We start from the raw sequence: 14,655 nt of genomic DNA, 5'->3' as shown, positions 1-14,655 counted from the left end.
TTTATATTTCATTATTCAAATTCTAATAGTAGATCATTCACATTGATTGGTTCCTCATCTTTTACATGAATTTCTTTAATCACACCAGCAAATGGAGCCTGAACAGTAGTTTCCATTTTCATTGCTTCCGTAATTAATAAGTGATCTCCTTTTTCAACCTTTTGACCTTTTTCGCACGTTACATTTAAAACTGTACCGGGCATCGTCGCACCAATTTGTTTCTTATTAGAAGGATCCACTTTTTGTCTAGTTGTAACTTGAGATTGAACATTCTCATCTTTAACTACAACTTCACGAGACTGACCGTTTAACTCAAAGTAGATAACTCTTGTTCCATCCTTGTGTGGCTGTGATATGGACACCAACTTAACTATTAACGTCTTCCCCTGTTCAATTTCTACTTCAATCTCTTCTCCTATCTTCATACCGTAGAAGAAAGTTGGAGTATCTAACACAGAAATATCACCATATTGTTGGTAGAACTTGTGGTAATCCATGAATACTTTTGGATATAATGCATAAGCAATCATATCAAAACTAGTAACCTGGCGATCTAATTTTTTAAAAAGCATCTCACTAAGTTGATTAAAATCAACGGGCTCCATTAATTCTCCTGGTCGAACGGTAATTGGTTCTTTTCCCTTCAAAATAATACGCTGTAATTCTTGAGGAAAGCCCTGATACGGTTGTCCTAGTAATCCCTCAGCTAATTCAATAACAGAGTCAGGGAAATCAATACTCTCTCCTCTTTCATAAATGTCATCCTCAGTTAAATTATTTTGCACCATAAAGAGCGTCATATCTCCAACAACTTTTGATGAAGGTGTTACCTTAACAATATCTCCAAACATATCGTTAACTTGACGGAACATCGACTTGACTTCATTCCAGCGATTTTCAAGGCCTACTGCTTTTGCTTGCTGTTTTAAATTACTATATTGTCCACCTGGCATTTCATGCAAGTAAATTTCTGTATGCGGTGACTTCATTCCACTCTCAAAATCTTGATAATACTCTCGAACTCCCTCCCAATAATGAGAGATTTGTTCATATGATTCAACATTAATTTTCGGTTGACGTGGTGTACCTTCTAAAGCATGGTATAGGGTTTGCGCACTTGGTTGAGACGTAAGACCAGCCATTGGTCCACTTGCAACATCAACAGCATCCACACCTGCATCTATAGCACGTGCATAAGTATAAATTCCATTACCACTAGTATCATGAGTATGAAGGTGTATTGGAATATCAATGGTTTCTTTCAAAGTAGTGATTAATTGGTAGGCTGCTTCTGGCTTTAATAACCCTGCCATATCTTTAATTCCTAAAATATGAGCACCCGTTAGTTCTAACTCTTTCGCTAGGTTTTTATAATAATCTAAATTATACTTAGGGCGACTTGAATCCAGTAAGTCACCTGTATAACAAATAGAAGCCTCTGCTATTTTATTATTATTTCGGACTGCCTCAATAGCTGGTTTCATTCCTTCTATCCAATTTAAGCTATCAAAAATTCGATAAACATCAATTCCAGCAGAAGCACTCTTCTCCACAAATTGATTGATTACATTATCAGGATAGTTTTTATACCCTACTGCATTACTTGCTCTCAATAACATTTGGAAAAGTACATTTGGCATTTTCTTTCTTAATTTTAAGAGTCTTTCCCATGGGTCTTCTTTTAAGAATCGGTATGCTACATCAAAAGTTGCTCCTCCCCACATTTCAACAGAAAATAGATTAGGTAATAAATGTGCAGTAGGTTCTGCTATTTCTACCAAGTCCTTTGTTCGCATCCTAGTCGCAAGTAAGGATTGGTGTGCATCACGAAATGTTGTATCTGTTAACATTACCTCTTTCTGTTCTTTAAGCCATTTGGATAGTCCTTCTGGCCCCTTTTGATCTAATATTTGTTTCGTTCCAATTGGTGGTGTCTTTAATGAATCATAATTAGGGATTATAATCTTAGAAAACTCAGGTTTTTTTCTCTTATCGAGACCTTCAAAACCATTCACTGTAGTATGACCAATATAATTTAACATTTTTGTCCCACGGTCTTTTCGTTTAGGAAAAACAAATAATTCTGGCGTTTGATCAATAAATGTTGTGTTATATTCTCCTGACATAAAACTCTCATGACGGATAACATTCTCTAAGAAAGGAATATTTGTCTTAATACCCCTAATCCTGAATTCTTTTAAGTTTCGTACCATCTTTTGTGCTGCTTGTTCAAAGGTCAATGCCCAAGTTGATACCTTTACTAGTAAAGAATCATAATGAGGCGAGATTTCTGCTCCTTGGAATCCATTACCAGCATCTAGTCGAACTCCAAAGCCACCACCTGTACGGTAAGCCATAATCTTACCCGTATCTGGCATAAAATTATTAAGTGGATCTTCAGTCGTTACTCGTGACTGAATCGCATATCCAATTGTCTTAATATCGTTTTGTGCTGGAATTCCAATTTGTTCACCATGTAAATTTTGTCCATCTGCAATTTTTATTTGTGTTTGAGCAATATCAACACCAGTAATCATTTCAGTAATCGTGTGTTCTACTTGTATACGAGGATTAACTTCAATAAAGTAATACTCACCTTCTGTTACTAAAAACTCAACTGTACCTGCATTAATATAATCAACATTCTTCATTAATTTTACAGCTGCATTACATATCTCTTCTCTCAATTCTTCACTAAGAGAAACACTAGGAGCTACTTCAACAACTTTCTGATGCCTACGTTGCACGGAACAATCCCTCTCAAATAGGTGAATTACATTCCCATGTTCATCAGCAACAATTTGCACCTCTATATGTTTAGGGTTTTCGATTAGCTTTTCAACATAAACTTCATCACTTCCGAATGCTGCTCTAGCCTCAGATTTTGCTCTATCAAAATTTTCTTTCAAACTTCTATAATTTCTGACAATTCTCATTCCACGTCCCCCACCACCGAGAGCCGCTTTGATTATAATTGGATATCCATTTTCTTGTCCAAATGCTTCTACTTCTTCAACTGATGATACTGGGCCATCTGTGCCTGGAATTACAGGTAATCCAGCATTGATGGCTTGAGTTCTAGCTCGGACTTTGTCTCCAAACATATGTAAATGCTCACTAGTAGGTCCAATAAAGATAATTCCTTCTTCTTCACATCGTTTTGCAAACTGAATATTTTCTGATAAGAAGCCATAACCTGGATGAATAGCATCAACTTTTGCCTTTTTAGCTAACTCAATAATTCCTTCAATATCTAAATAAGCATCAATTGGTTTTTTCCCTTCACCAATTAAATAGGATTCATCGGCCTTATAGCGATGATAAGATCCCGAATCTTCTTTTGAGTAAATAGCAACTGTACGGATATTTAACTCTGTACAAGCACGAAACACTCGAATAGCAATTTCCCCACGATTAGCAACTAGTACTTTATTTATTTTTGTTAACTTGTCCATGGTTCTCCTCCTCTATGTCGAAAACTATTTGGTATTGGTTCATCATCTTCGTTAACTTGAACCGGTTGTCTTTCTTGTCTTTTTACATTCATTGCTATATTATTTAAAATTCCCATTGAAGCCATAAGTACTAACAATGAGGATCCTCCATAACTCACAAAAGGCAAAGTAACCCCTGTAATAGGTAAAATACCACTAATAGCACCTAAATTTATAAAAGCTTGAAGTCCTACCATTGATGAAATTCCAATTGCCAATAATGCACCAAAACTATCCTTGCATCTCCAAGATATATATAATCCACGAAGTACAATAATAGCAAGCATTCCAATTACTATAACTACACCAATAAACCCTAGTTCTTCAGCAATAACTGCCATAATAAAATCATTATGCGGCGCATATAGATACCCTAATTTTTGAACACTTTGTCCTAACCCTTCTCCTGTTAGCCCCCCAACACCTATCGCTAAGTAGGATTGGATTAAATGATATCCATCATCATCTGGTGCTTCAAACGGCTGATAGGCCCCGGTAAAACGTTCAATACGTTCGTCTGTTACCATACTAGGTACTGCAATTGCAAGAAGTAATAAACCAATAAAAACTAGTATAAATAAATGTTTAAATTTAATTCCCGAACTAAAGATAACAGAACATGCGATTAGAAAAATAATCGATGCTGTCCCTATATCAGGTTGCATTACTACTAAGCCTAATACCAAACCTGTCATTATTAAGGGTGGTAAAACTCCCCTATTAAAATCATTAATATAGGATTGTTTTTTTGAATAGATTGCTGAGAGATAGATGATTAGACCCAATTTCGCAAACTCAGCAGGCTGAATGCCTATTGGGCCAAAACTAAGCCAGGATTTTGCATTATTTACTTCATTCCCAAAAAATATAACACCTAAAAGTAAAGCAAAAACTCCAAGCATAACTATTTTTATTAATCGTTGGTAATTTCTATAAGAAAAAAAACTGAAAAATACAAATCCTATCAATCCAAGAAAAAACCACATCAGTTGCCGATAAAAATAGTGAGTACTCTCTAGTCCTTCAACAATCGCAATAACCATACTCGCACTATAAATCATAACAACGCCAAAGCCTGCTAGTAAGATTGGTATTATTACTAATGTGAAATCGAAATATTTTATATTCTTTTTCATCTTTCATTCTTCTCCCAAATGTTTAATAGATTATTATTTTATGTATTATTTCCATGATGTATTTTTGGATAGACCACTTTATATTAAAGATGAAGAATATGAAATTAGTATAACACATACTTTAAATAGTGTGTTATATTTTGTCGTTTGAAAAATCTGCTTGTATCGCTTGATATTACACGTTAGATTCTTATCTAACAAAAAAACCTTGCCTATCCGATAAACGGCAAAGTTTTTGTTTCTATCCACAAAAATTTAAGTTGTCTAACTCGACTTTTGAGCAGCCTCATGCAAGACATTAAGTTTTTTCTCGAGATTCTCAAGTAATGCCTTACCTTCATCTTCACCGACTAGGTTCAGACGCACAGCAAAATCGATCTCTCTTGAAAGACCAAACATTTGTGTATCTAATACTTCCTCATATAATGGACATTGTGGCATCGTCAAATTCTTAATTTGTACCTCGATGAGCCGTAAAATTTTATCAGCATCAGCCTTAAGAAGGGCATAGGCTTTTTCACGATGATCGATCGTTACCTCTGGCATCAAATATATCCCCTCCACCTAAAAACTTAGCTTACTTTAAGTTCCTACTTTTTATTAAAACTCTCTACTATTATATTATCGTTTGACCTTAGAAAATGCAAATAATATCGATATTATCATAAAAATTATCATGGATTTTCACATGTGAATTAATATGTATATAGTGAAAAAAATATAATTCTCTGCTATCCTTAATGAAGATACAGAAGAAAGGGGCAAGAAAATGATAGTTCCAATCACTGGAAAAATACAATATACAATTACAATGGATCCCACTGTCTGGATTTTTGATGACAGAAAAATCATCTTGGAAGAAGCCTTTACTGCTAATGAACAAGTCACCGAAGAAAATGAATTAGAAAAGGCAGCTGAACGTTGGGATTCGGAAATTTCACCAAATATTAAACCACCAGTTAATAAAAGCATTTCTCGTTTAGAAGGAAAGAAAATATTAACAGAATCATATGTAATGCCTGTGAAAGACTTTATTGGTCACGCAGAAATAAAACCTGATGCAGAACAAGCAATGTTAGTAACTTCAAACGGTGAAGTTATTCTTTCACTAGAAGAATTAGAGCAATCTTATTTATTATTCTCTATTAATGGTAAACCCATTAAAGATGATGGTCCAGTTCATTTATATTTTAAAGACGGATCAAATAAGGATAATCCAATAAAAGCTATTAATAATATCGTAATTACATAAATATGAGAAGGTTGTCTTAAATAATTTAAGGCAACCTCTTTTTCATTATAAGTATAATTTATCTCTTACTACTTAAAATAACGGTATAGAAATATTCTCTTTTTAAGATTAAGTAGGAGGCGTGTTTATGTATATTCGTCTAGGTATTTTATTAATAAGTTTTTTGTTAATCGTTGGTTGTCAAAATAATGATGATACGGATCATTCATTACCATCTGAGGAAGAGGACAATCAAATTATAAATGTTAAAAACTCAGACCCACGAGAGAAAAAGGAATTATCTAATGAACAAATTGCAGCACATCTAGCTAATGTAGCAAGTGACGTTCCAGAAGTTGATGATGCTGTATCTGTTGTAGTTGGACCATACGCAGTTGTTGGAATCGACGTCGATAAAGACCTGGATCGCTCTAGAGTCGGTACAATTAAATTCTCCGTTCTGGAAGCTTTACGAGATGATCCTTACGGAAAAACCGCAGTAGTTGTTGCTGATGGAGATGTAAACGAACGGATACGTGGAATGGCTGATAAAATTCGTCAAGGTCACCCAGTACAAGGTATTGTAGATGAAATTGCAGCTATTGTTGCTAGGTATATGCCTGATTTCCCAATTCCAGAGGAACAACCTGAACAACCTGATCAAAATAAACAAATGCTAGATGATGGTGAAGAAGATAAATTAGACGATATCGAAAATGACCAATCTAATGACCACCGCGAAAAACGTGAAGATTAATGTAGAAATGTTAGATATGAAGAAGGCTATTCCACTTTGAGAATAGCCTTCTTCATATTATTCTGTTTTAAAACCGTCATTTTTAACCTTATTAAAATATTGCACTCCAAATTGCGAGCCTTCAGATACCATTTTTGCATTTTCTAATTGTGCTAAATCTTCTTGATTAGTAAATTGATCAGGCTCACCAGCATTTTCCATAACAGAAGGGTTGTCCAAATTATTGTCTGTTGTCATTCCTTGTATCATATCTTTTAGCTTGTCTCTGCTAGAGGGATTTGTTAAGAGATAGCTTGCTGCTCCTACTCCTAAAGCTGAAAGTATATATCTTTTCTTCAAAACATCACCTTCCTCACTTATCTATACCCGTATATTTTTTTGTAAAACATCGATTTATATTCATCATTCATTTCGAATTATGTTATAGTAATTTCATATCCTGTTAATTTTGAGGTGACAAATATGCAAGTAAAATGTGTTATTTGCGATAAAATAGAAGAAATAGATAATGACTCCTTACAAGCGAAACGATTAAGAAATCGACGTATTCATATGTATTTATGCACCCCATGTAATGAACGAATCAAAGAAAAAACGATCCTTCGTCATTCAACGGGAAAATTTCAGCTATTTGAAGAAAAGAAAAATGAGGATGAATATATTTAACACAAGAACCCCCAACACAAAAGTGTTGGGGGTTTGAATAACTAGCTTGCTTTTTTACGTTGTCTGTATAAACGCAGTCGATAAATACCGAGTACTAAACATATTATAACTAGACTTTCGGTTAATGGAAGTGAATCCTTCGCCCATGCTACAGGCAATACAATGAACATAATATTAAGGACAAACACTCCAATTGCTAGCAAAATATATACTATTACTGATTTTATTATGGCAAGTTTCTTGGCAAAACCTAATTTGTATGCAATAGCAGCTAAAATATAATTGACAATAAATAAGATTGTAAAGAGGTTTTCCTTACCGAAGTTTTCCATTACAAAGTCAAATACCATATGTATCCCCCATTAATCAAAACTCTTGTTTAATCATACTAAATTTCTCTTAAACTTGCTAGTTTTAAAATGCCATCCAACAATAATTTTGAAAATGTAACTGAATTACTTTATAATAAATGTTGTACAAGAGGTGTTGACATGATGAAAAATTTTAATATTCCAATGTTATTATTAGCAATATTAGTTATTATAATGTTCTTCCTAGTTGGACTTGCTATTGCTTTTAGAAACATATGGCTAATTTCCCTATTTACAATACTTGGTTTTGGGGTCATGGGTTATGGATTATCGTTAAAAAGAAAGAGAGGATGACGCTTTGTCATTTCCTCCCTTTTTTTATGTATTCCACGATAACTTGTGAATGAATTTCAGAATTACATGTAATTATAGGATTGGTCGTTAACATATTCACTGATTGACCATCTATTGTAGTGGTTACTCCTCCCACTTCATTTACGATAACAATACCCGCAGCAACATCCCACGGAGCTAATCCCATCGTTAAGTAGCCATCCATTATCCCCTCAGCAACGTAAGCAAATTCTAACGCAGCTGAACCATATGTCCTTGTTCCTCTAACTTTTCGTACTAGCTGTTGCATCGTATCCTCTTTTACTAGTCGATTTCTACATAGCCAATTATGATTTAATCCAATCATTGATTCTTCTAAAGTAAGGCTTTCTTTTAGTTTTGGTAGACGGACATCATCTTTGAATGCCCCCTCCCCTCTTATAGCATGGTACAATACATCATCCATCACATTGTATATTATACCGATTTCTCCAATCCCATCTAGATAAATCCCAACCGATATAGCGAAATTCCTTTTTTGTTGAACAAAATTCATCGTCCCATCAATTGGATCTATTATCCATACAATTCCATCCAAATTTGAAAGGTTATCTCCATATCCCTCTTCACTGAGAAGAAAGTGATCTGGGTATTTCTTTTTGATTTTTGTTTGAAAGAAGCGTTCTGTTTCTTGGTCCATATGCGTAACTAAATCTTTAGCATTCGATTTAGTGTTTATAGTTAAAGGATCATCTATTTTGGCTTTAATATTTGCTCCAGCTTCCATTACCCAATCCTTTGCTTGCTGAAATAAATTACTTCTTAAATCTGCATCCATTTTGTCGCCTCCATATGCGTCCTTTTGTATTATTCTATCAAAATATGTACATTACGTCATATAAGAGAATGATTCACAAAAAAGAGTGAAATTATTCTGTAGCTATATCAGCAACAGTTTTCACCCCACTCTGCTTAAACCATATTATATTATCTTAATCCTTTTCGTCCGTAATCTCTAATAATTTTTTTCTTAGCAGTTTTAACCGTTCTTTTGTTTTAATAATCAATACTGTATCATTCTCTTCCATCGCATCATGTAATGTGAGTAGTTCATAATCAATTTCCATCTTTATAACTGGTAATAATTCCAATTTTTCATCACGTTTCAATGTTTCCATCACAAATCTCATTTATTTCACCCCTTACAATATTAGTATTTTTATTTATATATATGAGTTACAAAAAAATCCGTTCATTTCGGACAATGTTGTAAGTACTGTTCGCTTGACTGATTATATTTTTTATTTAATAATAATTATTATTAGATGAATAATATAGATATACTATTAAAATTTAACTAGTTGAGGATGGTAATAATGACATTTCAAGGATTTACTTCAGAAGATTTCAACACATTTCATATAGACGGACTAGAGGAAAGAATGGAAGCTATTCAAACAAGAATTCAACCAAAATTTAAAGAAATTGGTTCAGAAATCACGGATTATTTATCTGCCCAATTAGGTAATGAGTTATATTTACATATCGCTAAACATGCCCGAAGAACGGTGAATCCACCAAATGATACATGGCTTGCGATTGCAGACAACAAACGCGGATATAAAAAGCACCCACATTTTCAAATTGGTTTATTTGATGACCATTTATTTATATGGCTAGCATTTATATATGAAACGGACCATAAAACAGAGATTGCCAAGTCCTTTCTTTCTAACTTTGAAAAATTTAACGAACTTCCTAATAATTATGTCGTTTCTCTAGATCATATGAAAAAAGATGCTTTACCTATTACAAAATTAGAGACTGGACATCTTGAACGATTACGTGATGTTAAAAAAGGAGAGTTTTTAATTGGTCAACATTTAAAACCAAATGATGAACGTGTAACAGATGGGGAAAAGTTTATTAGCGAAGTAAAACAGACATTTAAAACTCTTTTACCGTTTTATCGACTAGCACTTCAAGCAAAATAAGACAAAAAAGCTGTAATAAAGGTATTGGATAGTGAACTTTATTACAGCTTTACTATTTTATTTCATTTTAATAATTTTTTCGTTTCCTTCTCTTGCTGTTTTTACAGCATGGTAACTCGAGTAGCCAGATTCCTTTTGAAATTCCTGAAAATATTGTTTTTCCTCACTTTTTGAAGGAACTATTTCCTTAAACCTTTGATACGATTTTAACAAGTCTTCTCGTTGTATACCTGATTCATAAGCTTTTTCAATTTTGGTGAAAAATTGAATGACCTCAACTATTTCTTGCTTCGACCAATCCAAATCGAATGGATACTGATAATTGCTCACTACATCACCTCATTTAGACCATTTGTTTCTTATATTCTCTGCTTCAGTTAAGATAGAATCAAAAAGATCTTTGACCGTTGGAATATTGTTTATACGTGCAGCACCTTGTCCAGCCCAGCCATATCCACTTTCTTGATCACCTTTATGTACATACTGCTTATTAGCATCCCCACTAATATATGTTTTTAACGATTCATATCCACCATTATGTTTTTCAATTTCTAATATTTCGTCTGTCCAATTGTTAGCTAACGCTCTAGCTGGAGTCCCAAGTGACCGTTTAATTACTACTGTAGAGTTTTCATCAGCTTCCAGAATCGCTTTCTTATAAGAATCATGAGCATGCACACATTCTTGTGTTGCAATAAAACGTGTACCCATTTCAATTCCCTCTGCCCCTAATGCTAATGATGCCATTAATCCTCTACCATCTACAATCCCACCAGAGGAAATGACCGGTATGGAAACATGATCAACAACTTGTGGCGTCAATACGAGAGTACCTGTATCACCACGTCCAAGATGACCTCCACCTTCTTGACCGACAACCATAACTGCATCTGCTCCCAATTCTTCAGCTTTTTCTGCTTGTCTTCTTGCTGCCACAAGGACTAATGTTTTTATTCCATGCCCTTGAACCATTTCTAAGACTCCTTTAGGATTTCCACCTGTTACTGAAATGGCAGGTACTTTTTCATCAATTGCTACTTGAACCATATGTTCATATGGTCGACCATGCTGACCAATTGCATAATTGACTCCAAACGGCTTGTCAGTTAATTCTCTAACGCGTTTAATTTCTTGTCTTAACTGTTCTTCATTTTCTAAGCTCATTGCTGTTATTTGACCAAGTCCACCTGCATTAGAAACAGCTGCAGCTAAATCAGCATATGCAAGATGCGCTAATCCACCTTGAATAATTGGATATTTTATACCTAATAATTCTGTTACTTTTGTATTCCATTTCATGCATATCTTCCCCTTTGTTGGCTTTACTTTTATCCTATCACCCTGTTTTTCATTTGGCTAATATTTCGATATGGGAACAAACGTTCAACTTTAAAAAGCTTAAGTACACCTTAACATCCAATCTCATCACAAAAAAACCACCACTACTTAAAATAGTGATGGCTTAGTTTATTATCTATTATTTGAGTTACAACTAGGACATGTACCGTAAAGAGTTGTTACTTTTTCCTCTTCATAATGTTCAATTACTTCTTGGCAGTCTTGGCAAACAATAGTCCCCACATTGTCCATCCCCTTTTGTTTATTATAATGATTAATTTCATTATAATATGTCACATTAAAAGTTTCAATACTAAATAGTATGTCATTATTAATTAATTTGTGACATTCTTATCTTTGAACAAAAGAGGGTTTGTTAGTATATCCCACTCCGGAAATATACTTCGCTAGATTAGACTATTGTTCTGTTTTACTAAAAATCCTTTAGCTTTGCCCAAGCTCAACGTTTTATTCTATTGTCTGTATTAATGCAGGATCTACAATCTCATATCCTTGCTCACGCAACCCAATTACAATATCATCTAAAGCCTCTGCAGTCCATTCACGATCATGCATTAGCAAGTTTGCCCCAGGCTTTAATAAGGAATATGGAACATCAACTTCTGGACCTTCTCCAGTTATCATCGCTTCAGCCAATTTATCTGCATCCATGTACGGTTTAAAATAATCATACCCATACGTCCAATTCATTAAAACCATACCCTCTTGTTTAACCAGTTCCTTAGAGTAATCTGTATTAACTCCATGTGGTGCCCTGAAGAACTTAGGTCTCTCACCGATAATCTCTTCAATAAGGTCATTTAATTCTACAATCTCTTCTATGTGTTTTGCTTCATCACCTTCAGAAATAGTAGATAAATTTATATGGCTATACGTATGGTTCCCAATCGGAAAACCCATTTCATGGATTTCTTTTAAGGCCTCTCGTTCCTCTGGGGTATCTAGAAAATGACCATTTACAAAGAAAATAGCACTTGCATCTAGTTCTTTCAACGTTTTTGCCATATCTACTGCGTGTTGATCTGGAGCATCATCGATAGTTAATAAGACAACATTTTCATTCGCACTATCGTCAATTGGGGTCACAGACCAATTTTCAGAGATATAATATTTAGGTTCTATAACTTCTTCCTGTTCTTCCTCTTCAATGGATGACTCATTATCAGTATCATTATTATCATTCTCATTATTCTCTTCTATCTCATTAACGGAATTTTCATTTGCTTCATTACTATCTTCTTCAGTATTAATATTTTCGTTATTAGTATTTTCTTCGGATTTCTCTGTTTCACTACAGCTAGCAATAATTGAAGTAAAAATTAAAAACATACCTATCATTATTATTTTTTTCATTCTGATTCCTCCTGAGGTACTTTTTTCTGTCTAATTTAAGTTTAATTCACCATCGTAGGGTTGACAAGCCTTTATAGAAAAGAATCATGAATTCTGTCGAATCGGATAACATAATAAGGAAACAGTAAATAATAGTATACGGTATGAATCTCACATGTGAAAGGATTGGAACTATGCAACGTGTTACTAAAGTGTTTTATATTTCAGCAATTGTTGCTTTATTGTTTATTATTTGGGGAGTTATTCCTGAATCCGTTTTACCAAATGGAAACTTGGACCATGTAACTAGTACCATTCAATCATTTCTAGTCGAAAAGTTTGGTTGGTTTTACTTATTAACGACTACTATATTTCTAGTATTTGCGATATATTTAATCGTATCAAAATACGGAAAAATTAAATTGGGTCGACCAGGTGATGAGCCAGAATATAATTATATCACTTGGTTTGCGATGCTATTTAGTGCCGGTATGGGGATTGGTTTAGTATTCTGGGGGGCGGCTGAACCTTTATCTCACTTTTACGATCCACCTTATGGTGAAGGGGGTTCTAACGAAGCTGCTAGAGCTGCATTACAATATAGTATTTTCCATTGGGGATTCCATCCTTGGGCGGTATACGCAGTTTTAGCTCTGGCCTTGGCTTATTTTAAATTTAGAAAACAATCACCAGGTGTAGTGAGTGCCATTTTAGAACCTGTTCTAGGAGAAAAACGAGTAAAAGGCGCTTGGGGTACATTAGTCGATTTTATCGTAGTATTTGCTACCGTTTTTGGTGTAGCAACTTCTTTAGGATTTGGAGCTATCCAAATTAGTGGTGGATTATCGTTTGTCTTTGGTTTTGAACAAACATTCACCTTACAACTTACTTTAATTATTATTGTTACCATACTTTACATGATTTCAGCAATGACTGGTTTAAATAAAGGGATTAAGTACTTAAGTAATACGAATATTGTTCTTGCGATAAGTCTCATGTTATTTCTGCTCTTTCTTGGACCAACAAACTTTATCATGAATATATTTACTACAACTTTAGGTTCCTATATTGAAAACCTGCCAGCAATGAGCTTAAGAATGACACCATTTCAAGAAGACAGTCTTGCATGGACACAGGGATGGACTATTTTTTATTGGGCTTGGTGGATTGCTTGGGCACCGTTTGTAGGTACATTTATCGCTAGAGTTTCACGTGGAAGAACCATTAGAGAATTTGTTGTTGGAGTTCTTTTGGTACCAACGATATTTGGTGCACTCTGGTTTTCCGTATTTGGTGGCTCGGCTATAAGCCTTGATTATTACGAAGGAACAAATATAATCCAATACATTGACGACCTAGGTGAAGAAGCTGCATTATTTGCTGTTTTAGAACAATTCCCACTGGGTACCTTCATGTCAATCATAGCTATTTTGTTAATCAGCACATTCTTCATTACATCTGCTGATTCTGCAACCTTCGTGTTAGGGATGCAAACCACAGGTGGAAGTTTATACCCACCTAATATCGTTAAATTAGTGTGGGGCGTCATTCAATCAAGTGCAGCAGCAGTCTTACTCTGGCAAGGTGGGTTGGGTGCATTACAAACCGCATCCATAATCGCTGCATTCCCCTTTGCCATTATTATGATTTTAGTCGTAATATCCCTCATTAAATCATTTAGACAAGAAGTTAAAGAGATTGAAATGAGGAAAAAAGCTCGATTATAATTTTTATTAAGTATTTAAATAAGGAACTTACATTGAATCTGTTTATTACAATAAAGTAGGGAAACCACTCTCATGGCTTCCCCCTTATCAAACCGTACGTGCCTTATTAAGGCATACGGCTTACCAATATGTTACAATGATTATCAAGTAGATGCGTTCCAGGCATTTTGCATCTTTTGGAGTCGGTGAGGAGTAAAATATTCCTCGCCTTTTTCTTTTGCTCTTCTTATTGCGCTTCTTGTTTTCCGTTTAGACTTCTTTTTCATATCTGAAAGGTAACTTTCTAAACTATACCCAACAGCTTTATTTAGATAT

17 protein-coding genes are annotated in these 14,655 nt (G+C 34.4%); 6 read left to right on the top strand and 11 right to left on the bottom strand.

Translation table 11 applies throughout. From position 1 onward, the window contains the following. Positions 1–11: 11 nt before the first annotated feature. From pyc to BUB12_RS00070, 3 genes are all read right to left on the bottom strand, one after another. Positions 12–3,455, bottom strand: a complete 3,444-nt coding sequence (pyc, locus tag BUB12_RS00080; protein WP_072886721.1) for a pyruvate carboxylase — start codon at positions 3,453–3,455, stop codon at positions 12–14. Next, the gene (ftsW, locus tag BUB12_RS00075) at positions 3,443–4,630 is read right to left on the bottom strand and encodes a putative lipid II flippase FtsW (RefSeq protein WP_072886719.1); all 1,188 of its coding nucleotides are present in this window, start codon (positions 4,628–4,630) and stop codon (positions 3,443–3,445) included. The genes pyc and ftsW overlap by 13 nt, the downstream gene beginning before the upstream one ends. Positions 4,631–4,894: 264 nt before the next feature. Then, entirely contained in the window at positions 4,895–5,176 is a 282-nt protein-coding gene (locus tag BUB12_RS00070; protein WP_072886717.1) for an Fpa/YlaN family protein, read from the bottom strand. Between the two features lie 223 nt (positions 5,177–5,399). Between BUB12_RS00070 and BUB12_RS00065 the strand changes: the two genes are divergently transcribed. Beyond that, entirely contained in the window at positions 5,400–5,882 is a 483-nt protein-coding gene (locus tag BUB12_RS00065; RefSeq protein ID WP_072886715.1) for a molybdopterin-binding protein, read from the top strand. A 127-nt stretch (positions 5,883–6,009) separates the two neighbouring features. Next, a complete protein-coding gene (locus tag BUB12_RS00060) occupies positions 6,010–6,618 on the top strand; it encodes a YhcN/YlaJ family sporulation lipoprotein (protein WP_072886713.1) in 609 nt (202 codons plus the stop codon). 57 nt (positions 6,619–6,675) lie between these two features. Here BUB12_RS00060 and BUB12_RS00055 read toward each other — a convergent pair whose 3' ends face one another. Further along, entirely contained in the window at positions 6,676–6,957 is a 282-nt protein-coding gene (locus BUB12_RS00055; protein WP_072886712.1) for a hypothetical protein, read from the bottom strand. A 123-nt stretch (positions 6,958–7,080) separates the two neighbouring features. On the opposite strand from BUB12_RS00055, the gene BUB12_RS00050 reads away from it, so the two are divergent. Further along, a complete protein-coding gene (locus BUB12_RS00050) occupies positions 7,081–7,284 on the top strand; it encodes a YlaI family protein (RefSeq protein ID WP_072886710.1) in 204 nt (67 codons plus the stop codon). A gap of 41 nt (positions 7,285–7,325) precedes the next feature. Here the strand turns inward: BUB12_RS00050 and BUB12_RS00045 are convergent, their stop codons facing one another. Then, positions 7,326–7,634, bottom strand: coding sequence for a YlaH-like family protein (locus BUB12_RS00045; protein ID WP_072886708.1), 309 nt, complete (start codon positions 7,632–7,634; stop codon positions 7,326–7,328). Positions 7,635–7,778: 144 nt separating this feature from the next. Here BUB12_RS00045 and BUB12_RS17590 point away from each other — a divergent pair, with 144 nt between their 5' ends. Beyond that, positions 7,779–7,949, top strand: coding sequence for a DUF5325 family protein (locus BUB12_RS17590; RefSeq protein ID WP_159431543.1), 171 nt, complete (start codon positions 7,779–7,781; stop codon positions 7,947–7,949). A gap of 7 nt (positions 7,950–7,956) precedes the next feature. Here the strand turns inward: BUB12_RS17590 and BUB12_RS00040 are convergent, their stop codons facing one another. Beyond that, complete coding sequence (locus tag BUB12_RS00040; RefSeq protein WP_072886706.1) at positions 7,957–8,766, bottom strand: inositol monophosphatase family protein; 810 nt, start codon at positions 8,764–8,766, stop codon at positions 7,957–7,959. Between the two features lie 154 nt (positions 8,767–8,920). After that, positions 8,921–9,118 (bottom strand): hypothetical protein, encoded by a 198-nt coding sequence (locus BUB12_RS00035; protein WP_072886704.1) that lies wholly within the window; start codon positions 9,116–9,118, stop codon positions 8,921–8,923. Positions 9,119–9,304: 186 nt separating this feature from the next. Between BUB12_RS00035 and BUB12_RS00030 the strand changes: the two genes are divergently transcribed. Further along, on the top strand, positions 9,305–9,922 hold the full coding sequence (locus BUB12_RS00030; protein ID WP_072886702.1) for a YktB family protein: 618 nt from the start codon (positions 9,305–9,307) through the stop codon (positions 9,920–9,922). 57 nt (positions 9,923–9,979) lie between these two features. Here the strand turns inward: BUB12_RS00030 and BUB12_RS00025 are convergent, their stop codons facing one another. The 4 genes from BUB12_RS00025 to BUB12_RS00010 form a co-directional block, all read right to left on the bottom strand. After that, positions 9,980–10,252: a UPF0223 family protein gene (locus BUB12_RS00025; protein WP_072886700.1), complete on the bottom strand. Its 273-nt coding sequence runs from the start codon at positions 10,250–10,252 to the stop codon at positions 9,980–9,982. A 9-nt stretch (positions 10,253–10,261) separates the two neighbouring features. After that, complete coding sequence (locus BUB12_RS00020; RefSeq protein WP_072886698.1) at positions 10,262–11,221, bottom strand: NAD(P)H-dependent flavin oxidoreductase; 960 nt, start codon at positions 11,219–11,221, stop codon at positions 10,262–10,264. Between the two features lie 171 nt (positions 11,222–11,392). Then, on the bottom strand, positions 11,393–11,503 hold the full coding sequence (locus BUB12_RS00015; protein ID WP_072886696.1) for a GapA-binding peptide SR1P: 111 nt from the start codon (positions 11,501–11,503) through the stop codon (positions 11,393–11,395). A gap of 225 nt (positions 11,504–11,728) precedes the next feature. Further along, positions 11,729–12,634: a polysaccharide deacetylase family protein gene (locus tag BUB12_RS00010; RefSeq protein WP_072886695.1), complete on the bottom strand. Its 906-nt coding sequence runs from the start codon at positions 12,632–12,634 to the stop codon at positions 11,729–11,731. 173 nt (positions 12,635–12,807) lie between these two features. Between BUB12_RS00010 and BUB12_RS00005 the strand changes: the two genes are divergently transcribed. Next, positions 12,808–14,340, top strand: coding sequence for a glycine betaine uptake BCCT transporter (locus tag BUB12_RS00005; RefSeq protein ID WP_072886692.1), 1,533 nt, complete (start codon positions 12,808–12,810; stop codon positions 14,338–14,340). Positions 14,341–14,655: the final 315 nt, after the last annotated feature.

The organism is Ornithinibacillus halophilus (assembly GCF_900129485.1).
GTDB classification, from domain to species: Bacteria; Bacillota; Bacilli; order Bacillales; family Amphibacillaceae; genus Ornithinibacillus; species Ornithinibacillus halophilus.
Note: the sequence above shows the minus strand (reverse complement) of the source record. Positions and strands in the feature narration are given on the sequence as shown.